Source organism: Nocardia sp. PLKS1-43 (assembly GCF_059510335.1).
In genome coordinates, this window is the sequence record NZ_JCAJZQ010000012.1 from 165,819 (window position 1) to 188,003 (window position 22,185).

At 68.6% G+C, this 22,185-nt stretch carries 24 protein-coding genes; 11 read left to right on the forward strand and 13 right to left on the reverse strand.

From position 1 onward, the window contains the following. Nucleotides 1–64: 64 nt before the first annotated feature. The 3 genes from AC5WS7_RS32170 (at nt 65) to AC5WS7_RS32180 (ending at nt 4,367) form a co-directional block, all read left to right on the forward strand. Nucleotides 65–1,534, forward strand: coding sequence for a lytic transglycosylase domain-containing protein (locus AC5WS7_RS32170; protein ID WP_495958363.1), 1,470 nt, complete (start codon nt 65–67; stop codon nt 1,532–1,534). A 112-nt stretch (nt 1,535–1,646) separates the two neighbouring features. Continuing rightward, on the forward strand, nt 1,647–2,489 hold the full coding sequence (locus tag AC5WS7_RS32175; RefSeq protein WP_495958364.1) for a lytic transglycosylase domain-containing protein: 843 nt from the start codon (nt 1,647–1,649) through the stop codon (nt 2,487–2,489). A 729-nt stretch (nt 2,490–3,218) separates the two neighbouring features. Continuing rightward, nucleotides 3,219–4,367, forward strand: a complete 1,149-nt coding sequence (locus tag AC5WS7_RS32180) for an Mrp/NBP35 family ATP-binding protein (protein WP_495958365.1) — start codon at nt 3,219–3,221, stop codon at nt 4,365–4,367. A gap of 146 nt (nt 4,368–4,513) precedes the next feature. Here AC5WS7_RS32180 and AC5WS7_RS32185 read toward each other — a convergent pair whose 3' ends face one another. Both AC5WS7_RS32185 and AC5WS7_RS32190 read right to left on the reverse strand, forming a co-directional pair. Next, the gene (locus AC5WS7_RS32185) at nt 4,514–5,440 is read right to left on the reverse strand and encodes a phosphotransferase (RefSeq protein WP_495958366.1); all 927 of its coding nucleotides are present in this window, start codon (nt 5,438–5,440) and stop codon (nt 4,514–4,516) included. Next, nucleotides 5,437–6,723, reverse strand: coding sequence for an NsdA family TPR-like regulatory protein (locus tag AC5WS7_RS32190; RefSeq protein WP_495958367.1), 1,287 nt, complete (start codon nt 6,721–6,723; stop codon nt 5,437–5,439). Before AC5WS7_RS32190 ends, AC5WS7_RS32185 begins: the two co-directional genes overlap by 4 nt. Nucleotides 6,724–6,880: 157 nt before the next feature. Here AC5WS7_RS32190 and AC5WS7_RS32195 point away from each other — a divergent pair, with 157 nt between their 5' ends. The 5 genes from AC5WS7_RS32195 (at nt 6,881) to AC5WS7_RS32215 (ending at nt 9,716) form a co-directional block, all read left to right on the forward strand. Next, nucleotides 6,881–7,069: a hypothetical protein gene (locus AC5WS7_RS32195; protein WP_495958368.1), complete on the forward strand. Its 189-nt coding sequence runs from the start codon at nt 6,881–6,883 to the stop codon at nt 7,067–7,069. Between the two features lie 44 nt (nt 7,070–7,113). Beyond that, nucleotides 7,114–7,923, forward strand: a complete 810-nt coding sequence (locus tag AC5WS7_RS32200) for a DivIVA domain-containing protein (protein ID WP_495958369.1) — start codon at nt 7,114–7,116, stop codon at nt 7,921–7,923. 14 nt (nt 7,924–7,937) lie between these two features. Further along, nucleotides 7,938–8,495 carry a DNA-3-methyladenine glycosylase I gene (locus AC5WS7_RS32205; RefSeq protein ID WP_495958444.1) on the forward strand — a complete coding sequence of 186 codons (558 nt, stop codon included), beginning with the start codon at nt 7,938–7,940 and terminating at the stop codon, nt 8,493–8,495. A 180-nt stretch (nt 8,496–8,675) separates the two neighbouring features. Then, nucleotides 8,676–8,843: a DUF3117 domain-containing protein gene (locus tag AC5WS7_RS32210; RefSeq protein ID WP_083895957.1), complete on the forward strand. Its 168-nt coding sequence runs from the start codon at nt 8,676–8,678 to the stop codon at nt 8,841–8,843. 21 nt (nt 8,844–8,864) lie between these two features. Continuing rightward, nucleotides 8,865–9,716, forward strand: a complete 852-nt coding sequence (locus AC5WS7_RS32215) for a putative RNA methyltransferase (RefSeq protein WP_495958370.1) — start codon at nt 8,865–8,867, stop codon at nt 9,714–9,716. A 66-nt stretch (nt 9,717–9,782) separates the two neighbouring features. Here AC5WS7_RS32215 and glgA read toward each other — a convergent pair whose 3' ends face one another. Then, nucleotides 9,783–10,937, reverse strand: coding sequence for a glycogen synthase (gene glgA / locus AC5WS7_RS32220; RefSeq protein WP_495958445.1), 1,155 nt, complete (start codon nt 10,935–10,937; stop codon nt 9,783–9,785). A 202-nt stretch (nt 10,938–11,139) separates the two neighbouring features. Between glgA and glgC the strand changes: the two genes are divergently transcribed. After that, nucleotides 11,140–12,354, forward strand: coding sequence for a glucose-1-phosphate adenylyltransferase (glgC, locus tag AC5WS7_RS32225; RefSeq protein ID WP_495958371.1), 1,215 nt, complete (start codon nt 11,140–11,142; stop codon nt 12,352–12,354). 41 nt (nt 12,355–12,395) lie between these two features. Here glgC and AC5WS7_RS32230 read toward each other — a convergent pair whose 3' ends face one another. Next, on the reverse strand, nt 12,396–13,001 hold the full coding sequence (locus tag AC5WS7_RS32230) for a dihydrofolate reductase family protein (protein WP_495958372.1): 606 nt from the start codon (nt 12,999–13,001) through the stop codon (nt 12,396–12,398). A 71-nt stretch (nt 13,002–13,072) separates the two neighbouring features. Between AC5WS7_RS32230 and AC5WS7_RS32235 the strand changes: the two genes are divergently transcribed. Further along, nucleotides 13,073–13,648, forward strand: coding sequence for a TetR/AcrR family transcriptional regulator (locus tag AC5WS7_RS32235; RefSeq protein ID WP_495958373.1), 576 nt, complete (start codon nt 13,073–13,075; stop codon nt 13,646–13,648). A gap of 39 nt (nt 13,649–13,687) precedes the next feature. Here the strand turns inward: AC5WS7_RS32235 and AC5WS7_RS32240 are convergent, their stop codons facing one another. The 3 genes from AC5WS7_RS32240 to AC5WS7_RS32250 all read right to left on the reverse strand — a co-directional run bounded on the left by AC5WS7_RS32240 (nt 13,688) and on the right by AC5WS7_RS32250 (nt 16,497). Next, nucleotides 13,688–14,893 (reverse strand): cytochrome P450, encoded by a 1,206-nt coding sequence (locus AC5WS7_RS32240; protein WP_495958374.1) that lies wholly within the window; start codon nt 14,891–14,893, stop codon nt 13,688–13,690. A 34-nt stretch (nt 14,894–14,927) separates the two neighbouring features. Next, on the reverse strand, nt 14,928–16,205 hold the full coding sequence (locus AC5WS7_RS32245) for an NAD(P)/FAD-dependent oxidoreductase (protein WP_495958375.1): 1,278 nt from the start codon (nt 16,203–16,205) through the stop codon (nt 14,928–14,930). A 70-nt stretch (nt 16,206–16,275) separates the two neighbouring features. Continuing rightward, nucleotides 16,276–16,497 (reverse strand): ferredoxin, encoded by a 222-nt coding sequence (locus AC5WS7_RS32250; protein ID WP_495958446.1) that lies wholly within the window; start codon nt 16,495–16,497, stop codon nt 16,276–16,278. Nucleotides 16,498–16,638: 141 nt separating this feature from the next. Between AC5WS7_RS32250 and AC5WS7_RS32255 the strand changes: the two genes are divergently transcribed. Further along, nucleotides 16,639–17,121: a winged helix-turn-helix transcriptional regulator gene (locus tag AC5WS7_RS32255; RefSeq protein ID WP_495958376.1), complete on the forward strand. Its 483-nt coding sequence runs from the start codon at nt 16,639–16,641 to the stop codon at nt 17,119–17,121. A 38-nt stretch (nt 17,122–17,159) separates the two neighbouring features. On the opposite strand, the gene AC5WS7_RS32260 is transcribed toward AC5WS7_RS32255, so the two are convergent. The 6 genes from AC5WS7_RS32260 to AC5WS7_RS32285 form a co-directional block, all read right to left on the reverse strand. Then, the gene (locus AC5WS7_RS32260; protein ID WP_495958377.1) at nt 17,160–17,384 is read right to left on the reverse strand and encodes a hypothetical protein; all 225 of its coding nucleotides are present in this window, start codon (nt 17,382–17,384) and stop codon (nt 17,160–17,162) included. Between the two features lie 194 nt (nt 17,385–17,578). Continuing rightward, nucleotides 17,579–17,815, reverse strand: coding sequence for a hypothetical protein (locus AC5WS7_RS32265; RefSeq protein WP_495958378.1), 237 nt, complete (start codon nt 17,813–17,815; stop codon nt 17,579–17,581). A gap of 152 nt (nt 17,816–17,967) precedes the next feature. After that, complete coding sequence (locus AC5WS7_RS32270) at nt 17,968–19,626, reverse strand: ABC transporter permease (RefSeq protein ID WP_495958379.1); 1,659 nt, start codon at nt 19,624–19,626, stop codon at nt 17,968–17,970. Beyond that, a complete protein-coding gene (locus AC5WS7_RS32275) occupies nt 19,623–20,555 on the reverse strand; it encodes an ABC transporter ATP-binding protein (protein WP_495958380.1) in 933 nt (310 codons plus the stop codon). The genes AC5WS7_RS32270 and AC5WS7_RS32275 overlap by 4 nt, the downstream gene beginning before the upstream one ends. 56 nt (nt 20,556–20,611) lie before the next feature. Further along, nucleotides 20,612–21,319: a TetR/AcrR family transcriptional regulator gene (locus AC5WS7_RS32280; protein ID WP_495958381.1), complete on the reverse strand. Its 708-nt coding sequence runs from the start codon at nt 21,317–21,319 to the stop codon at nt 20,612–20,614. 117 nt (nt 21,320–21,436) lie between these two features. Further along, nucleotides 21,437–22,075, reverse strand: a complete 639-nt coding sequence (locus AC5WS7_RS32285; protein ID WP_495958447.1) for an O-methyltransferase — start codon at nt 22,073–22,075, stop codon at nt 21,437–21,439. Between the last annotated feature and the right edge of the window lie 110 nt (nt 22,076–22,185).

Consider the following 22,185-nt stretch of genomic DNA (forward strand, 5'->3'; position numbering starts at 1 on the left):
ACGTTGTCCGGAACGGCGGGTTGTACTCGGGCCGCTCACACGACCAGAGGGGAATGGTGTGCCGATGCGAATATCTGGACCGGTTACCGTATCGGCGCTGGTGGCAGCGGGTTTAGTGGCCTCCAGTTCGGCGGCCCAGACCACCGCGCACCCGCACTCGCAGACCGTGACCGAACCGCAACTCGCGGCCGCTACCGACCCCGCCGCTGCGGCCGCCTCTGCCGCCGACGGGACCATCGGCCTGGTTCCCGCCGCGCCCGAACCACCCCGCAAACTCCGCGCGATGTCCGAGCCCGGTGACGACCTCCCGCTGTTCGGGGGCACGATGCCGCTGCGGGACATCACGCTCCCGGGCGGAGCCGGGGTCTTCGGCATCCCGGAGATCGTGCTGGCCGCCTATCGCAATGCCGAACTGGCACTGGCGTCATCCGATCCGGGCTGCGGGCTGAACTGGAGTCTGCTGGCGGGCATCGGCAAGATCGAGTCGAACCACGCCGCGAACGGCCGCACCGACGCCAACGGGACCACCGTCGGAGTGATCTACGGCCCGGCGCTGGACGGCACGCTGCCCGGCAACGAGGTACTGAAGGCGAGTGACGGCGGCTTCGTGCGGGCCATCGGACCGATGCAGTTCCTGCCCGGAACCTGGGCCGAATACGCCTCGGACGGCCGCGGCATTGGTCATCCCGACCCCAACAACGTCTTCGACGCCGCGCTCGCCGCGGGCAAATACCTCTGCTCGGGCGGGCTGGACCTGCGCGATCCGCAGCAGCAACTGCGAGCCGTATTGCGCTACAACAACTCTCTCGCCTACGCCTCGAACGTGTTGAGCTGGGCCAACGCCTACCGGACCGGCGGCGTCCCGACCCAGGTCACCATCTCGCCGGATCTGGTGCCGCCGGGCACGATGCCCGAGGGCGCGGGTTCGCAGATGACAGCGGCCAATTCGAAGGTGACCACCACCCCCGGTCCGGCCACCCAGGCCCCGGTCACCACCGAAAACAGCCAGCCCGCACCGACGCCCACTCAGGTGATGATCAATTTCCCTGGGCTGCCGCCGATCCCGTGCGGCGTCTTCTGCCCGGCGCCGCAGCAGCCCAAGCCCTGCGACCCGGCTACGATGCCCGTTCCGGCGCAGCATCAGGATCCGAACAACCCGCTCGCCGGATTCCTGCGCTGGGCTCCGGGAACGCTTGCGGGCCAGGTAATGCCGGGCATACCGGAGAATCCGGGCGATCCGGCCGCGAATTCCGGCCCGCAGGACCCGAACGTCCAGCAGTCGCAGCAGCCCGCGGCGTGCACCCAACCGCAAACGCAGCTTCAGCCGCAGGCCGCCCCGGGCGCACCGAATGCTCAGCAGACCCAGGCGCCGGCACCGGCAACTCAGCCGCAACAGCCTGCGGCACCGGCGAAGACGCCCGAGGCGGCCCCGCCCCCGCCCCCGCCTGCGCCTGCGCCGACAGTCGCGCCGCCGCCGCCCGCGATCACGCTGCCGTTCGGCATCGTCATCCCGCTGCCTCCGGCCCCGCGGTGAAACTAAACCGCGAAGAGCATCACGAAGGAGTAACGAAAAGATCTCGGATGCGGTAACCTTCAATCGTTGTGTCACGCAAAGCTCACAGCGAGCATTGGAGGGTCACCACACAGTGGGACGTCACCGCAAGCAGCCGGAGCCAGTATTCCGGCGCGGATCTGTTATCGCACTGGCCGGTCTCGTCCCCGCAGGGGTCGTCACGGTCAGCACAGCCTCCGCCTCGGAGCTGAACACCGGAGAGTTCGCGGCCTTGTCGGCGGCGCAACACAATTCGGGTGCGCACCAGGCTCAGACCGCCGCCGCGGCGGTCTCCGAGGAGACCATGCACCTGGCCCGGCACGCCGGGCCGCCGGTCGTGGAATCGGTTGCGCTGCCGGAGAATCGCGCCGAGGCGCAAGCTCCGGCCGGGCCCCTGGGCATGCCCGGTGTGGCCTACTCCGCGTACCAGAACGCCGAGCACATCCTGGCCCAGGAGGATCCGAACTGCCACATGTCGTGGTCGATGCTGGCCGGTATCGGTCAGGTCGAATCACATCAGGCGTACGGAAAACTCGACGCCGACGGCAATCCGCTCGAGCCGATCTACGGCCCGGTCCTGGACGGCAGCCTCTACGGCAACAACGTGGTCCCGGAGACCGACGGCGGCGCCCTGGACGGGATGAGCAGTTACGCCCGCGCGGTCGGCCCGATGCAGTTCCTGCCCGACACCTATCGCAAGTACGCGGGTGATGCCCGCGGCTCCGGCATCTCCGATCCGCAGAACCTCTACGACGCCTCACTGACCGCCGGCAAGTACCTGTGCGAGGGCGGGCTGGACATGCGCGATCTGTCCCAGCAGTCGCGGGCCATCATGCGCTACAACAACTCGATGGCCTACGTGGCGAACGTCATGGCGTGGGAGACCGCCTACCGCACCGGCGTCACCCCGCACGCGGCCGACCTGCCCAGGATCTGACCGGCCCGACGACCTGGGCCGCAAACCCACCGAAGCGAAAGCAGGACAACACAGTTCGCAGCCGAGGAGTCGCCTGGCCACGCACAACCGCGACGGCGACACAATGGCCCCCAGGCCGGTTCGCCGTTGGCAACGCCGACCCCAGGATTCACAGCCTGCCTCGCCACTCGGACACATGCCGAATGCGAGACCCACGTACCCGGCACAGGCCGAACGGCAAGAGCCCAGGGAGCCGGAAACGGTCGTGGTGAAACGCAACCGCTGCGTTTCACCCAGGCCCGCGCACTCCGACCAACGCCGAACAACCCGCCGGAGCGGAGCGGAGACAATCCACACGGTTCGCGCCCCGTCTCGCCGGTCGGACGCGCGGCGGGCGCACGGAACCAACGCCCGGCACCAGGCCGGCCAGCCAGACCCACAAGGCCCGCAAACCCACCGCCGCGCAACGGAGACCATCCCACAGGGCCCGCAGCCAGCCTCTCGGCCGGTCGGACGCGCGGCGGGCGCGCGGAACCAACGCCCAGCACCAGGCCGGCCAGCCAGACCCACAAGGCCCGCAAACCCACCGCCGCGCAACGGAGACCATCCCACAGGGCCCGCAGCCAGCCTCTCGGCCGGTCGGACGCGCGGAACCAACGCCCGGCACCAGGCCGACCGGTGAGACCCGCAGGGCCGCGAACATCCCGGAGCGAAGCGGAGGGCAAAGATGCAGTCGCTAGACTCGGGCTCATGCCAGTGGTAACGGAATCGGATGTGCGGGGCGCCCTCGCGAAGGTGATCGACCCGGAGATTCGCAAGCCGATCACCGAACTGGGCATGGTGAAGGACGTTCGCGTCGGCGACGACGGCACCGTCGAGGTCGGGATCTACCTGACCACCGCCGCCTGTCCGCTACGCACCGAGATCAGCGATCGGGTCTCCCGCGCGGTAGCCGATGTGCCCGGCGCGGGCGCGGTCAGCGTCGAACTCGACGTGATGAGCGACGAGCAGCGCACCGAACTGCGCAAGCAGTTGCGCGGCGATGCCGCCGAACCGGTGATCCCCTTCGCCCAGCCCGGTTCGCTGACCCGCGTCTACGCGGTCGCCTCCGGTAAGGGCGGGGTGGGAAAGTCCAGTGTCACCGTGAACCTCGCGGCCGCGATGGCTGCGCGCGGGTTGTCGGTGGGCGTGCTGGACGCGGATATCTACGGTCATTCGGTACCCCGCATGCTCGGCACCGATCAGCGGCCCACCCAGGTCGAGCGGATGATCATGCCGCCGATCGCGCACGAGGTGAAGGTCATCTCGATCGCGATGTTCACCCAGGGCAATACGCCCGTGGTGTGGCGCGGGCCGATGCTGCACCGCGCGCTGCAGCAATTCCTCGCCGACGTGTTCTGGGGCGATCTGGACATCCTGCTGCTGGATCTGCCGCCCGGCACCGGTGACGTCGCGATCTCCATCGCCCAGCTCATCCCCAATGCCGAGATCCTGGTGGTGACCACGCCCCAGCCGGCCGCCGCCGAGGTCGCCGAGCGCGCCGGGGCGATCGCGCTGCAGACCCGGCAGCGCATCGCGGGCGTGGTGGAGAACATGTCCTGGCTGGATCTGCCCGACGGCTCGCGCATGGACCTGTACGGCTCGGGCGGCGGCCAGGACGTCGCCGATCGCCTCACCCAGGCCGTCGGCGCGAAGGTCCCGCTGCTCGGCCAGATCCCGATCACCCAGGAACTCCGCGAAGCGGGCGACGACGGCACCCCCATCGTGCTGAGCGCACCGGACAACCCGGCCGCCCAGGCTCTGCGGGACATCGCCGAGAAGCTGGCGGTCCGCCGCCGCGGTCTGGCAGGCATGTCCCTGGGCATCGACACGACCAGGCACTCCCCCGCCACCCCGTAACTGCTCACCCGCCTCACCGCACCTCAGCGTGTCGTCGAGAGCGGGGAGGCTCACTTCGGGCCGACAGGGAAGCGCACTGCGGGGCCGATGGCGACAGTGGAGACGACTGGCCGTGGAATCTCTCGCGTGAAACGAAAAGCGCCGCGCTACAGGATGTGCCAGCGTGACGAAGCGCCCGAGCGAAGGGCGGCTATGCGGCGCAGGACTTCTCGGGCACAGGCGGTGTCGGGGGCGGACTTGTAGGCGTTGGTCGTGATCATCCGAAGTTCGCGCAGGTCGCGGAGCCAGGAGTAGCCGGGCCAGGTGCGTACGTCGAAACCGTAGGCGTGACAGAACTTCTCGTATTCCACGACGGGGTGCGCGAAGCGGCGGCAGTGCACCTCGAGGGTCACCAGATCCCATTCCGGGTGGCCGAAGGCCGCGCTCTCCCAATCACACAGCACACCGCGTCCGATTACATTGTCCCACAGCATGTTCCGATGATGTGCGTCGCCGTGGATCAGGCTGGGCGGCAGCACGAACGTGATGTCGGCGGCGCGGGCGGCCAGGCGGGCCCGTTCGGCCCGCAGCAGGGCGCGATCCTCGGAGGTCAGGATCCGGCTCGCCGCAATGGATTGCGCGATCCGGGTGAAGGTATCGGCCAGATGGCGAGCGGGCAGCCATTGCGGCGGGCGGGTGCGCAGCGAATGCAGCATCGACAGGGGCGCGGCGAGATCCCGGGCGACGATCTCGCGATGCTGTGGCAGGTAGCGCCAGAACGTCACCGCGCATCCGCCGATCTCCATCGGCTGCCGCACCGGCGCGAGCGCCACCACCGGCACCTGCCGGGCCCGCAGCCAGCGCACCAGCGCGACCACGTCGACCGGTGATCTCCCCCGGCAGGGCCGATCGATCTTCACCACGACCGGAGCGCCGGCCAGCCGGTACACCGCATTGGTGTGGTGCCGCAGCAGTTGCGCACCGGAAGATTCGAAACCGACTGCACCACAGGCTCTTTCGAGTATCGCGAGGGTGCGCTCCGGGGTGAACGCCGCCGCGGCCACCGATTCGGCCGGTTCGAATGTCGTGATCACCGCGCGACCTCCGCTTCGACGGACACCAGGTCCCGCAGTTCGTCCACCGGACGACGGCCGCGGCCGCGGTCTCCGATGGCATCCACCACCGCGCTCGCGCGGGTCAGCACGATCGTGGTGCGATGTTCCGCGGGAAGCGTGGTCAGCACCTGCGTGGCCAGCTCGCACGCCTCGTCGACCGCACCGTCGAGGGCGTAGCCGATCGCGGTGTCGAGTTCGATGAGCGCGGGATCGACCACGACGCCCGGACTCGTCCGATACAGCCGCAGCGCCTGCTCCTGCACACGCCGGGCCGCGGCGGTGCGCCCGAGATTGGTCAGAATGCCGGATTGGTAGAGCAGCAGACGCTTCTCACCGAATCGGAACGCCTCGTCGGTGGCGGTGTCGGCGAGTTCGGCGGTCCGCCGCATCGCGCGCGTCAGGGCAAGATCCGCACCGGCCGAATCCCCCAGCCGGGCCAGCGCCCGCGCCTCGGCGGCCGCGGCCAGAGCCGTTGCGTCATCGGCGGTTTCCGGCAACTGCGCCTGAGCGGCCCGGGCGAGCACGACCGCCTGTTCCGGACTGCCGTAGTAGTACGGGAGCATCGCGTGCTGAGCCCGGACCTGCGCCCGCAACCGCAGATTGCCGGTGTCGTCGGCGGCCATCCGCGCGGTGCCGTACCAGAAGTTCGCCCGCTCGATCTGGCCGAGCTTCATCAGCGCGTCCGCGATGAGCAGGCCCAGCACCGCGGTGACCTCCGAAAGCCGGGACTGGATGGCCGCGGGCTGGCGCTGCGTCGCCACCGCCTGGACCTCGAGCACATCCGACAGAACCGTCGCCAGTACCTGCGCCGGCGGGGTGCGGGTGTAAGCCAGGACGCGTCCGGCGGCCCGCTCCTCCATCAGATTCACCAGAACCGGGCCGACCGTGCAGGCGGCCACGGTGCGATCGACCAGGGCGCGGGCGTCGTCGAGCCGGGCCAGCAGCGTCGCGTTGTCAGCGGCAACCGGCGCGGCCGGTGCGACGGCGCGGCGTGCGGGCAGGCGCCGCGGGCCGAGCGCGGCCTCCCCCTCGGCGAGGATCTGCTCGAACCGCTCGCGGACATCGGGCCCCACCTGAACGAGCAGGGTGTCGAGTAGCTCCTGAGTGAGCGGGCGCGGGGTGACCGCGCTCAGCCCGGCGCGCCAATTGGCGACCGTCGTCATCTCCACGCCGAGATGGGCTGCGAACTCCCGCACGGACTTTCGCGTAGCCGCCTGCAGCGCCACTGCCTCGAAGCCGGTCCACGGCCGACCCAACACCATGGGGAGTCCTGTTGTGAGTACTTGTTAATTCCGTGTTTCGTACCTTGATGCCAACAGTAGGCCAACACCAACGCCAACGGTGTGCGATTTCGCATCGGTACGAGAACGACCAAAGTAGGAGGAGCACCGGGTGCGCCCACAACCCAGGAGGTTTCCCATGAACACACCATCCTCCGGCACCAGGGACATGTGGTTGATGAACAGCCGCAACTGTTCCCACGAACCCACCGAACTCACCGACGAGCTGGCGCGATTCATCCTGGCGGTGCACGCCGGGCACGGCGGCGGCTGCCGGCAGTATCTGGCCGCGTCGGCCTACTGCTTCCGGCGCACCGGCGAAAGGTGAAGCGGCGGTAGGTCCTGTCGGTCCTGCCACCTATTCTCGAACGCATGCTCACGATGCTGCTGTACGTGCTGATCGTCGGATTGGTCGCCGCGCTGCTGTTTCTGGTCGCGAGCGCGGTGTTCGGGCGCGCGGAGGAATTGGGACCGCTGCCCGAGGGGACGACCGAGACCGTGCTGCCGGCCCGCGACATCAGCGGCGCCGACGTGCGAGATCTGCGCTTCCAGCAAGTTTTCCGAGGATACAAGGCGGGCGAGGTGGATTGGGCGCTGGCCCGCCTCGCCGCCCGCATCGACGAGTTGGAGACGCAGCTCGCGCAGACGCGCGGCGAGGCGCCACGCGACCACGAGGCCGCCGAACCGGCGGAGCAGACCGGTCCCGGTGTGGTACCCGGCGCATGGACCGGCGCTCATCCCGCCGTCGAACCGCCCGCCGGAACCGCGCATCCGCCCGGCGAGTCCAAGGCCGAACGCCCGGGCAGCGGTTCGGGCGGGCAGGTTGGCGGGGCATCCGGCGACACGCCCGGCGGGAGCAATGGAATGCACTCGTCGCTGGCCGGACTCGCGGTCGGTTACGCGGCCGCCGCACAGACGGACACGCCCGGCAATCCGGCTGGGCAGATTCCCTGGCACAACCCGGCCGAGACGGGCTCCTGGGCCCCTCCGGCGATGGGAACCGGCACGGGCCCGTTCCCCGCACCCGCCTTCCCCACTCCCGCATTCCCCGGGCAGCCGCCGGCGCCGCCGACCGGAAGCCTGTCGCTACCACCGGCCACCACGACGCCCGCCCAAGCACCGCACAACCAGTCCGCGGCCTGGCCCGGAGAGCCCGGACCGACCGCACCGGGGCAGCTGTGAACACCGACGGACCCATCACCCCCGACGGCCGCGTACGCTGCGCCTGGGCCGAGTCCTCGCAGCTCTACCGGGATTATCACGACCAGGAATGGGGTCGCCCGCTGCACGGCGACGACGCGATGTTCGAACGGATGAGTCTCGAGGCGTTCCAGTCGGGACTGTCCTGGATCACCATCCTGCGCAAGCGGCCGGCCTTCCGGTCGGCCTTCGCCGGATTCTCGATCGAGCGGGTGGCCGAATTCGGCGAGGCCGATGTGGACCGGCTCCTGGCGGATCCGGGCATCGTGCGCAATCGCGCCAAAATCGTGTCGTGTATCGCGAACGCAAAAGTTGCCCGTGCGATGGACACCGGTCTGGACAAGTTGATCTGGTCCTTCGCCCCGGCCCCGCGGGCCCGCCCGCGAACGCTGTCCGATGTGCCCGCCGTCACACCCGAATCGACTGCTCTCGCAAAGGAACTCAAGCGCCGCGGGTTCCGTTTCGTCGGGCCGACGACCGCATATGCGCTGATGCAGGCGACCGGGATGGTGAACGATCATCTGGCCGATTGCTGGATCGACGCGCACGAGTGAGTACACGCCCGGCTGGTCGGTTTTGGAACTCCGGTACCCGCCCAGTTCCGCAATAGGGAAGAATGGGCCTGGTGTAGCCCCCCGGCGCGGCGATCGCCGTCTCGGCGGGCTACCTGTTGGTGACAACACGAGTTCCAAGAAAGTGCGCAGAAGACCGCGCGGATCTGGAGGGAGCAGAGGATGGCGGCCATGAAGCCCCGCACCGGGGATGGTCCCCTCGAGGCAACCAAGGAAGGGCGTGGAATCGTCATGCGGGTTCCACTCGAGGGTGGCGGGCGTTTGGTCGTCGAGCTCACGCCCGATGAGGCGGCGGCTCTGGGCAAAGAGCTCACCCAAGTCACGAGTTAGTCGCACGACTCGCCCGAAGTGGTGAATCCGGCGAGACAGCTCGCCACGGTCGCGTTCTTGCTGGCCTGTCCCGAATGCGGTGACGCTCTGGCCGTGCGCGATCGTTCATTGTTCTGCGCGCGCGGACATGGTTTCGATATCGCCCGGCAGGGATATGTGAGCCTGCTGACGGGTGCGTCGACGAAAATGTCCGGCGATACCGCGGCCATGCTCGACGCACGGGCCGCCTTTCAGGATGCGCGCCATTTCGAACCCATCGCCGATGCGGTGGCCGACGCCGTTCGCCGGGACGCCCCACCGTCTCCATTCTCGATTCTCGAGATCGGCGCCGGTACCGGGTATTACCTCGCCGCGGCATTGAACGCCGCGCCGGACGCGTGCGGGATCGCCTTGGACGTGTCCAAGCCCGCCGCCCGGCGCGGCGCTCGCGCCCACCCGCGGGGCGCCTCGATCCTCGCCGACGCCTGGCGAGGTCTGCCGATCGGGGACGGCCGGATCGATCACGCGCTGTCGGTGTTCGCCCCGCGCAACGCCGCGGAGATCGCCCGGACGCTCACCCCGGACGGCCTGGTCACGGTGGTCACCCCGACGCCGCGTCACCTGGGCGAGCTGATCGAGCCGCTGGCCATGATCGGCGTGGACACGGCCAAGGACGACCGCCTCGCCGAGACGATGTCCGCGTATTTCGGCCTCCGCGAGCGCGGCGTCGTGGAGTACTCGATGAAACTCGGCCGCACCGACATCGCCGCTGTCGCCGCCATGGGCCCCTCGGCCCATCACGCCGCCGAACAGCGCACCGAGCGGATCGCCGCCCTGCCCGAGGTCGTCCAGGTGACCGCCTCGGTCACGGTGTCCACATTCGGCCGGAGCTGAGCGCATGCACCCGCCCGCACCGTCGGCACACAGGAAACCGTTGCGCCGCAGGATATTCCGGTGCGATCAGCCTTTGCGGATACGTTCGTAGAGATCCACGGTGCGCGTGGCGACCTGCGCCCAGTCGAATTCGGCGATGGCGCGCGCACGTCCGGCGAGACCGAGGGATTCGACCAGCGCCGCATCGCCGACGACGGCGTTGACCGCCTCCGCCAGCCCGCGCTCGAAATCCTCGGGCGCCTCGCTGTCGTAGTGCACCAGCCTCCCCGTGGACTCGGACACGACCTCCGGAATTCCGCCGACATCCGACGCGACGACCGCCGTACCGCTGGCCATCGCCTCCAGATTGACGATGCCCAGCGGCTCGTACACCGAGGGGCACACGAATACCGACGAGGCCGCCAGGATCTGGCGCACCTGTTCGGTGGGCAGCATCTCCCGCACCCAGAACACTCCCCCGCGACGTTCGGCCAGATTCGCCACCGCCGCCGACACCTCGACCTCGAGCTGCGGCGTGTCGGGCGCCCCGGCACACAGCACGAGCTGGATTCCCGGATCGAAGTCGCGGGCGGCGGCGAGCAGATGGGCGACGCCCTTCTGCCGGGTGATCCGCCCGACGAACGAGACGATCGGCAGATCGGTGCGCACACCCAACTCGTCGAGTACGTCGCGAGCCTCGCGAACCGGGCCGCCGGGATGCCAGACCTGCGCGTCGATTCCGTTGTGCACCACGTGTACCCGGTCCGGATCGATGGATGGGTAGACGTCCAGCACGTCGCGCCGCATGCCCGCGCTGACGGCGATGATCGCGTCGGCGTACTCCATCGCGTTGCGCTCGGACCACGACGACAACCGGTATCCGCCGCCGAGCTGTTCGGCCTTCCACGGCCGCCGCGGTTCGAGCGAATGCGCGGTCAGCACATGCGGAATCCCGTACAGCGCGCCGGCCAGATGTCCGGCCAGGCCGGTATACCAGGTGTGCGAGTGGACCACGTCGACACCGTCGGCGGCATCGGCCATCCGCAGCTGCGCCGACATCATCTGCAGGGCGGAATTGGCCGCGTACAACATGGGATCGGACTGATGCACCACCGCGTCGTTGCGGGGGACGCCCATACAGTGCACGGTCACATCGCACAGCCGCCGCAGTTTCGCGGTCAGCTGGGTGACGTGCACCCCCGCACCGCCGTACACCTCGGGCGGATATTCACGAGTCATCATCGCGACCCGGAGCCGGTCGCGTTCCTGGGGATCGCCGCTCACGACTGCGCCTCGCTGCCGCTCGGCTCCGTCGTGCGCGGCGCGCGCTGTGTTGATGGCTCGTTCGCAAGCTCACTCACGACATGGGAACTCACCGGCTCCAACCTAATCGTTCACCTTCGTCATCACCACCCGTCCACGCCTCGGGCGGTAGGTTGGAGTCGTGAGGAGCCAGCCGCACGTACTCGGGATCGTGCTCGCCGGTGGTGAGGGCAAGCGTCTGTTCCCACTCACCAAGGACCGCGCCAAACCCGCGGTCCCGTTCGGGGGCGCGTACCGGCTGATCGATTTCGTCCTGTCCAATCTCGTCAATGCCGGATTCCTGCGGATATGCGTTCTCACCCAGTACAAGTCGCATTCGCTGGACCGGCATATCTCGCAAACCTGGCGACTGTCCGGGTTCGGCGGCGAGTACATCACCCCGGTCCCCGCGCAGCAGCGTCTGGGCCCGCGCTGGTACACCGGCAGCGCCGACGCGATCATGCAGTCGCTCAACCTGATCTACGACGAGGACCCCGACTACATCGTGGTGTTCGGCGCGGATCACGTGTACCGGATGGACCCCGAACAGCTGGTCACCCACCACATCGATTCCGGCGCCGGGGTGACCGTGGCCGGAATCCGGGTGCCGCGCAGCGAGGCGAGCGCGTTCGGCTGCATCGATTCGGACGAATCCGGCCGGATCACCCAATTCCTGGAGAAACCGGCGCATCCGCCCGGCATTCCGGACGATCCGAATATGACCTTCGCCTCGATGGGCAATTACGTGTTCACCACCAAAACCCTGGTGGACGCGATCCGCGCCGACGCCGACGATTCGGATTCCGATCACGACATGGGCGGCGATATCATCCCGACCCTGGTCTCCCAGGGCGAGGCCAGCGTCTACGACTTCGCCGAGAACGACGTCCCCGGCTCCACCGACCGCGATCGCGGCTACTGGCGCGACGTAGGAACCATCGACGCCTTCTACGACGCGCACATGGACCTGGTCTCGGTGCATCCCGTCTTCAACCTCTACAACCGCCACTGGCCGATCCGCGGCGCCGCCGAGAACCTCCCACCCGCCAAATTCGCCCAGGGCGGTCTGGCCCAGGAATCCATCGTCGGTTCCGGCAGCATTCTGTCCGCCGCCACGGTCCGCAATTCCGTACTCAGCTCGAACGTGTTCGTCGAGGACGGCGCGACCGTCGAGGGCAGCGTCCTGCTCCCCGGCGTCCGAGTGGGCCGCGGCGCGGTGGTGCGCCGCGCGATCCTGGACAAGAACGTCATGGTCGGCGAGGGCGAGATCATCGGCGTCGATCTGGAGCGGGACCGCGAGCGTTTCGCCGTCAGCAACGGTGGCGTGGTGACCGTCGGCAAAGGCGTTTGGGTATAGGGAGATTCGCCGACCTGCCCGATTCGCCCGCGCGCAGCCGGTCAGGCCGGAATCTCGGCGGACTGCTCGGCACCAACGCGGTCGAACCAGGTGACCTGCGCACCGCTGCTGAACTCCCGGCGCTCGGTGACCCCGAACCGCGTCGGCTGGAAGTTGCCGGTGAACGCTCGCACCCCGTGGCCCGCGATGACCGGATAGCTCTTGATGATCAGCCGGTCGATCTCGCCGAGGAGCTGTCCCGCGAGATCACCGCCGCCACACAGCAAGATATCCAGGCCCTCTTGGTTTTTCAGGGCTCGAACCAGTTCCGCCGGATCGGTGTCCACGATCTCGACCCGCGAATCATTCTCCGGCACCAGGGTTTTCGAGAAGACGTACTGCCGCAGATGGTCGTACGGACTCCGCACGCCGGCATCGAGGGCGGGTTGGTAGGTGCCGCGCCCCATGACGACGGTGTCCCACTCCTTGTTCGGGGTGTCCGAGGGCATGCCGACCAGCCCGCGGACGTGGCTGGGCACGGACTCCGGATAACGCTCGGTGATCCACGCCATCATGTCCTCGCACATGGGATAGAAGTCGAATTCCCCCTGCGGGCCCGCGATGTAGCCGTCGAGGGAGACCGCCACGTAGTAGACAAGCTTCCGCAACTGTTACCGCCTTATACGTAGTACTATGATTGAACCGGTTTGAAGATAGTACTACGAGTGGAGTGGTGTCAATGGCACGCACGAATCCCGAGCGGCGCAATACCCTGCTGGACGCGGCGATCGAGGTCCTGGCACGTGAAGGGGCTCGCGGACTCACCTTCCGAGCCGTCGATCAGGAGGCGGCCGTGCCCGCGGGAACCGCGTCCAACTACTTCCCGAACCGGGACGCATTACTCGTCCAGGTCGGGAATCGCTATTACGAGCGGCTGATACCCAGCGACGAGGCCTTGGCGAACGCGCGCGAACCGCAGACCCGCGAAACCATGACCGCACTCATGACCGAGGTGGTCGAGCGGGTCGCCGGTTTCCGCACCGGCTACCTCGCGATCCTCGAACTGCGACTGGAAGCCACCCGGCGCCCGGAGCTGCAAGCCTTGCTCACCGAACGGGTGCGCGCGGATCTGGAGTTCAACATCGGCAACTACCGCGCGTCGGGGCTGCCCGGAGGCGCGGACGCCGTCGTGATGCTCTACCTCGCACTGAACTGGCTCATCCTCGACAGGCTCACCCTCCCGGGAATTTTCGACCAACAGCAAGTCGCCGATCTGGTCCGGACCCTCGTGGACCGCGCGATACCGGCCGAGTAGACGCGTCGGCCGGTAGCCGCGGAGCCGAATGTCCCACGGTCAGGGCAGGATTCGATCCACCTCGACCCACAGGTGCCGGGGGCCGCGCAGCGTGGCCGCGGGCCGATAGGGCGGCGGGTCGGTCACCAGCCGAGGGTTGTCCAGACGCCGGACCAGTTCCGGCAGGACGATCTGCGCCTCCATCCGAGCCAGCGGCGCGCCGACGCAGTAGTGGATTCCGCCGCCGAAACCGAAGTGCTCGTTGGGAATCCGGTCGGGAATGAATCGATCCGGATCGGCGAAGTGCCGTGGGTCGCGATTGCCCGCGGCCAGTGCCAGAACCACGGTCGAGCCGCGCGCGATGGTCGCGCCGCCGATCTCGATGTCCGCCAGAGCGGCCCGGTAGCGGAACTGCACCGAGGGCTCGTAGCGCACGATCTCCTCGATCATCGGCACCACCAACTCGGGCTCGGTCCGAAAGCGCGACAACACATCCGGGTGACGCAGCAGCGTGAGCATTCCGTTGGTGAGCAGGTTGACCGTGGTCTCGTGCCCGGCGATCAGCAGCAGGCGAGCGGTGATCACCAGATCCTCGCCGGTCAGCGGTTCGCTGCGGGCGCCGCCGGTGATCAGGCCGGAGATCAGGTCGGATCCGGGCCGGCACGCCCGCTGTGCGGTCAGCTCCTCGAGGTACGCGGCCAGCTCGGCCGATGCGTGCGCGATGGCGTCGTGCTCGGATTGCGGCATGGCCGGGTCGAGGTCCAGACCGCGGGCGATGGTGTCGGCCCAGCCGTGGAATCGGGCCTCGTCCTGTTCCGGGATGCCCAGCAGGGCGCAGATCACGGAGACCGGCAGCGGATACGCGATCTCGTCGACCACGTCCACCCTGGTCCGGGAACCGACGGCGTCCAGTAGTTCGCCGGTCATCCGCCGCACATCCGCGCGCAGCGATTCGACCACGGCCGGGGTGAATGTGGTCATCACCGCGCGGCGGAGCCGGTCGTGACTCGGCGGATCCCGGAGCAGCAGCGACTTCGGCACGTCCGAGCGCGGCGCGTGGTCCGCGTTGTCCATATCGGAGCTGATGCGCGGGTCGTGCAGCAGCGCGGAGATCTCGTCGAAGCCGCTGACCACCCAGGTGCCGTCGGCCTGCCGGGATACCGGCTGCTCACGCAGTTCGGCGTAGAGCGGGTAGGGGTTCGCGCGGCTCTCCGGGACCAGGACCCGGGCGAACAGCTCGTCGCGTGATGTCGCCGGTGCGGACATACTTCACCTTCTCGAATCCGAATTGCGTCGAAAACTATTGGAGTACAAGGGAATCGCTCTGCCCATCCGAGGGCCGCAGCTCGACGACAAGAACGGGATCGGGACCGTCCGGGGCGTTGAGTTCGGGCGGGAAGCTCGCCCGGGCGGCGATCAGCGCGGCATAGGCGTCCAGCGCCCGGGGCATATCGACCGCGAGCGCGCCGACGATCCGGCCGCCGTGCCCGTAGACGGCGACGAACGCGCCGTCCGCCACCGAACCCTGCACGACCGCGACCTGATCGGCCCGGCTCGGCACGCCCGCCACCTTGATGTTCACGCCGAACTGGTTGGACCAGAACGTCGGCAGGGCGGTGTGTGCGCGGACCGGCCCGGACAACATCGTCGCGGCCGCGACGCGCGCCTGCCGAATCGCGTTGTCCCAGTGCTCGACTGCCAGCGGGGCGTCGTCGAACAGCGGATGCGGCCAGCAGGCGACGTCACCGGCGACCAGAACGTCGTCGTCCGGGCGACCGTGGTCATCGACCGCGCGGCAATACGGGTCGCAGTGCACGCCGAGTTCGGTGACCGCGAGTCCGGAACCGTCCAGCCATTCGGCGTTGCGAACCGCGCCCAGCGCGACGACGGCCACATCGGCGTCGAGCTCGGCGCCGTCGGAGAGGCGGGCCCGGCACAGCCGCCCGGCGGTGTCGCCCTCCAGCGCCAGCACCGAGGTGCCGGTGCGCAGATCCACCCCGTGCCGACGCTGCAACCGCGCGGCCGCGAGCCCGGCCGGAACGCCCAGCGCGCCGGCCAGCGGGGCCGCGGACCGCTCGACGACGGTGACCGCCAACCCCAGTTCCCGGCAGACCGACGCCGTCTCCGAACCTATGAAACCCGAACCGATCACCAGCACTCGCCGGGGCCGCGCGGCCAGCCGGGCGGCCAGCTCGCGGGCGTCGTCGCGGGTGCGAACGGCGAACACCCCGTCGAGGGCGGCCTCGCCGGCATAGGGCCAGGGCCGGGCGCGGGCGCCGGTGGCGATCAGCAGTTTGTCGTATTCCAGCGAGGTGCCGTCGGTCAGTCGCACCGTCCGGGCCTGCCGGTCCAGGCTCCGCGCCGCGACTCCGAGCCGCCATTGCGCGTGCAGATCGCCGGATCCGGGCAGGCCGGTGTCGTCGGCGGACAGCCGCCCGGTCAGCACCCGCTTGGACAGGGCCGGGCGATCGTACGGCGGATGCGGTTCCGCGCCGACGAGCGTGATCCGGCCACCGAACCCGTTCTCCCGCAACGCTTCCGCGGCGTTCAGCCCAGCCAGGGAAGCACCGGCGATCACCACATGTTCCGCACTCGCCGGGCGCTCACGCCGATCACCGTAAAGCCGCTGTCGGCGTTGGTCTTTCGGGTCAGCTAGCACGTCCGCCTCCGACCGCGCCGGCCGGGCCCGCGGCAGGCCCGAGGACGATCGCCTGCACCGGGCAGGCGGCGCGCGCCCGCTCCAGATGCAGCCGCCACTCGTCCGACGGCGCGCTGTCGTATTCCAGGACCTCCCGTCCGGTCAGCTCGAAGACCTCCGGCGCGGCGAACACGCACTGCCCGTAGCTCTGGCAGCGCGCCAGATCGACCATCACCCGCACCGCCGCCCTCCTTTCCCTGAATGAAATGAGGCACTTCGCGATCCGTCGCGATGCCTACAACTACTATCAATCACGAAGTACATCTTGTCTAGAAGTACTTTTCTAAAGATAGTCTGAGGTATCGTGGTCGACATGCCGGACAGATCCGAACCGCACCCGGCCCAGGAGGTGTTCTCGCTCCTGGGCGAGCGATGGAACAACGCGATCCTGCGCGAGGTCTACTGGGGCGTGCACCGGTTCGGCGCGTTGCAGCGCAATCTGGGGATCGGCCCCAACACGCTGACCAGCCGCCTGGCCGCGCTGGTCGAACTCGGCCTGCTCGAGCGGCACCGTTACCGGCCGGACAAGGAGTGGTACGACTACCGGCTGACCGACAGCGCACGCAAGCTGGTTCCGGCCTGGATCGCGCTGACCCAGTGGGGCCGCGCCCACCTGCACCCGGACACGGCCGATCGGCGACACATCCGGCACACCGGCTGCGGTGAACTGGTGCATCCGCAACTGACCTGCGACCACTGCGGCGAGGTCCTCACCGGCCACGACCTCGAGCCGATCGAACTGTCCGACGAGGAAGCGGCCGCGATCGCGCACACCGGCACGACCGCCGCGAACTGAGCCCGACGGCTACCGCGTCGAGTTTCCGGAGCCCAGCGCTACTTCCAGCCCGGCGGAGGCGTATTCGGCCCCGCGGTGCAGAACGGGTAGCAGGTGCCCGGGGTCGGGGTGGGCGTGGGAGTCGTGGAGTGGCGACCGTTGAAGCCGCCGGTTACCAGGAGCATGACCAGCAGGGCGACGAAGACGGCGAAACCGAGGACCACTCCGACGAGCACGATCCAACCGCGCGGCAAGACCTCGATAAGGATTGCACGCTGGATCACCACTGCCCATCACCCCACAACCGAATCGCGAACTGCCCCAATGATATCGGTTCCGGACAATTCCGGTGGCCGGTGGTCGCAGATCGGTCGGCACGCTGGTCGGGCCTGGTGAAGCGGCCGGTGTGCGCCGCGGCCGGCATCCGATCGCGCGAATCCGGACCCTGTGCGGCGCGGGCTCGGCCGGCCGCAATCGCTCAGCTCGGATGTACCGACGGCGGTGTCGCGGTGGGGTCCGCGGCGCAGAAAGGTGCGCAGGTGCCGGGGGTGGTGAGGACCGAGGATCGCTGGTCGTCGAAGTGGGCGCCGCTGACCAGTAGTAGAACCAGCAAGGCGACGGCCACCACCAGGCCGAAGACGATCACCGCCGGACAGAGAAATCCACCGGGCATATGCTCGGCGAATTCGTCCTGAATATCCAAGAATTCGATCATGTTGCGTCACCCCTCGCGACCACTCGACGCTGCGCGGCGGTTTTCAGCTGGAAGCGGTAGGGCGGGTCATGCGCAGACTCCGAGCGATCCGCCGAAGAATACGCCCCCGGCGAGTGCCGGGGGCGTATCGAAGGGAATCCGGGAACGAACTCTCAGCGAAGATCTCGTCGCCGGAAGGCGGACAACCCGGTACCGATCAGCGCGGCGGCGATCACCACCAGGATCACGACCGGAGTCCAGGCGAACGGCTCCGCCGGCAGTTTCGGCAGATGGCTGTACGGGTCGATGTCCAGAACCCATTGCGGCATACCGGCGATCGAGCCGAGCAGGAACAACGCCACCCCCGCGGTGAATACGCCCCAGGCCACCGAGGCCCAGCGCGGCAGCACACCGAACAGCAACACCGCGGCGCCGGCGAACAACCAGACCGCGGGCAGTTGCACCAGCGCCGCACCCAGCACCCGCGGCATCTTGCCGGCGATATCGTGCGCGGCGATCCCGTACGCCAGACCGGCCAGCACACCCGAGACCAGCAGCAGCACAACCGGTCCCAGCAGCGCGAAGACCAGATGCGACGCGGCCCAGCGAATCCGGCCCACCGAGCCGGTCAGTACGACCTCCGCGCGGTCGGCCGACTCCTCCGAATTCAGCCGCAGCGTGGCCGAAATCGCGTAGGCGGCCGCGGCCAGGCCCAACAGCGTGAACGCGGTCGTGATGAAGGCGTCCTCCAGCGCACTGGCACCGCCCATCCGAGCGATGATGTCCTGCACCGATTTACTGCCGCCGACCTCGTTCGCGATCCCGTTGACGACGCTGCCGATGACCAACCCGTACAGCCCGAGCCCGACGGCCCACGCCACGAGCGTGCCGCGCTGCAACCGCCAGGCCAGCCCGAAGGGTCCGGACAGAGCCGTCGCGGCCACGGGCGCACCGGGACGTTCGGCGATCAGCCCGGCCCCGACGTCACGCCGCCGCAGCAGCGCGTACGCCACCGCGATCAGCACGATCGTGGTCGCCAGGTGCGGCAGCAGCACCCACCAGTGGTCCCCGGCGAGCGCGCGCACCTGAATCGACCAGCCCTGCGGGGAGAGCCAGCTCAGCGGATCGGCGGGACCGTCGGCGGCGCGCGCGTCACCGACGGCACGCAGCACATAGGTCGCGGCGAGCACGGCGAAGGCGATGCCACGGGCGGTGCGCGCACTCGCGGACAATTGGGCGGCCACCGCGCCGACGGCGGCGAACACCAGGCCCGATCCGGCCAGCGCGAGCCCGAAGGCCAACGCCCCGTGCGCATCCACGCCCGCCCCCGCGATACTCACCACCGCGAGCAGTCCGGTGGCCAGCGCGCCGATACCCGAAACCAGCAGCGCGGCAGTGAGGTTGGCCAGCCGTCCGACCCTGGTCGAGGCCAACAGCTCCTCTCGGCCGGTCTCCTCCTCGGCGCGGGTGTGCCGGATGACGGTCAGAATCGTCGCGATGCCGATGATGGTGAAGAACATCCCGGCCTTCCACAGTCCGGCCGCCGCGCCGGACGTGGTGTTGTAGACCGGCCCGTACATGGCCAGCTGGGCGGGACTGGTGTTGATCGTATGCGCGAAGTGCGCCAACTGATCCGGGCTCGAATACACCTTCTCGGTGCTCTTGACGTAGACGCTGCCCAGCGGCAGCGACAGCAGCAGCACCCACAGCGGCAGCACGATCCGGTCCCGCCGCAGATACAGTCGCAGCAGCCGCCACGTCCCGGTGAATTCCGATGCGCTGGTGGACGATCGGGCACGGCCGATGGGGCCGGCCAGGGTTGCCGTGCTCATTTCGCCGCCTCCGCGAGGTGGTGGCCATCGGCGGAGGAGATGTCGTCGCCGAGCGAATAGTGCCGCAGGAACAGCTCTTCCAGCGTCGGCGGCTGGCTGACCAGACTCCGCACGCCAGCGTCGCCGAGCACCCGGATCAGCTCACCGAGGTGTTCGCTGTCGACCTGACAGCTCAACGTGTGATCGGTGACGCTGATGTCCTCCACACCCGCGATCCGGCTCAGATCGCCCGGATCTCCGATCAATTCGGCCTTGATCGAGGTGCGGCTCAGATGCCGCATCTCGGTGAGCGAACCGCTCTCCACGGTCTTGCCGGCGCGGATGATGGTGACCCGGTCGCACAGCGCCTCGACCTCGGACAGGATGTGACTGGACAGCAGCACCGTCACCCCGCGTTCGGCCGCCTCGCGGGCACAATCGCGAAATACCTGCTCCATCAACGGGTCCAGGCCCGACGTCGGCTCGTCCAGCAGCAGCAGCCGGGCTCGCGAGGAGAAGGCCGAGACCAGCGCGACCTTCTGCCGGTTGCCCTTGGAGTAGGTCCGCGCCTTCTTGCGCGGATCCAGTTCGAAACGCTCGATCAGCTCGGCCCGGCGATCGGTGTCCAGACCGCCGCGCATCCGGGCGAGCAGATCGATGGTCTCCCCGCCGGACAGCGACGGCCACAGCGTGACATCGCCTGGTACATAAGCGATATCGCGGTGCAGTGCGACCGCGTCGGTCCACGGATCGCGGCCCAGCACCTCGACGTCGCCGGACGTGCGAGCCAGGATGCCCAGCAGAATCCGGATGGTGGTCGACTTGCCCGCGCCGTTGGGGCCCAGGAAGCCGTGCACCTCCCCTTCGGCGACGTCCAGATCGAGACCGTCGAGGGCGCGTACCTGTCCGAAATGTTTGCGCAACTGCCGGACGACGATTGCCGATGACATCGGATCTCCTGTATTCGTGGCGCGGACCGCGACTCCGCGGGATTCGTCCCGGAGAATCAGCCCTCCGCACCGGATGGGTTCGTGGGTGAAATATGTTGTGCTTCAGTGCTTTCGCGGCCGGACAGCAAGGTGTCCAGCGCCATCGAATCGGTGAGCAGGCCGTTGGTGTAGAGATCGACCGCGGGCAGCATCATCACGTCGGCGTACTCCCGCAGCATCTTCGGATAGTCGGGTGCGCCGTCGTGCCGGGCGAGGTAGAGCTGCATGAACAACAGGAATCCCCCGCCGTTCTGCAGGCCCATGTAGCGCGCGGTCGCCTTCAGATCCAGCGGCGCCCGCAACGACCCGTTCTCGATGCCGACCTTCAGATAGGTCTCCATATCGGCGACCATGTGGTCGAACATCTCGACCGCCAGCGGACCGCCGGCCTGCAGGCTGCGCATCAGATAGGCGAGGTACGGCGCGAACTCCTCGACCTCGGCCATCGCCTGCAGCAGCCCCTTCGGAGAGGGGTTGCTCATGTACTCCATCTTGGCCTTGCGGATGAACTCGCGGACATGGTCGTCACATGCCTGCCGCAGCCCGTCCTTGGAGCCGAAATGATGGTTGACCAGGCCCGGTGACACGCCCGCCGCGGTGGCGATGGCGCGAACCCCGACCCCGAAACCCTGCTCTCCGAAAATTGTCATCGCGGCCTCACGGATGCGGGCGCGAGTAGTCAGATCCTCGGGGGATCCTTCCGGTACGGCGACTCCTTTGAACACATGTTTAATATACTAAACAGGCGTTCAATCCGCACGCAAGAGTTCGCCGGAATTTCCGGCGGGTCGTAATCGCGGTTCGGCGCGACGGCTCGCGATCGCGCCTGTGACCTGCGGTGATTATCCGCGCGAAGCGCAGAGCAGACCGTCGCCGAGCGGGATCAGCACACTCGTCAACCGCGGATCCTCGGCGATCGCCCGGGTGGCCGCGCGCACCGCCTGGGTCGCGGCGTCGCGCTGGGCCGGATCGGGCACCCGCCCGCCCAGTAACGCGTTGTGCAGCATGATCGCGCCGCCCTCGCGCAACAACCGCACGCCCTGTTCCACATACTGCGGATGTTCGAGCGGCGCGGCATCGATGAACACCAGGTCGTAGGCGCCGTCGGCGAGCCTGGGCAGTACGTCCAGGGCGCGGCCGTTGATCAGGCGGGTGCGCGCGGGGGCGATCTCGGCGGCCCGGAACGCGTCGCGGGCCGAGCGCTGATGTTCGGGTTCGGAATCGATCGTGGTCAGCGTGCCGTCCTCGCGCATGCCGTCCAGCAGCCACAGGCCGCTGATCCCCGCACCGGTACCCACCTCGACCACCGCCCGCGCACCGAGCAACTGCGCGTACATACTCAGCAGCGCGCCCACCGACGGCGGCACGGGCGTTGCGCCCAATTCGGTGGCCCGCTCCCGCGCGGAGAGGAGAACCTCGTCCTCGACCACTGAATCCTCGACATACGCGAGGTTGCGTTGCAGGGCCGATGCGGTGGGTATGACGCTCACGTGTATGAGGCTAATGGCGGATCATCAGGACGGCCCGGCGACGCAGCGCAGTTTTTCTCAGGTGTCGCTCAGGCTCCCCATACCACGGCCACATCGGGACC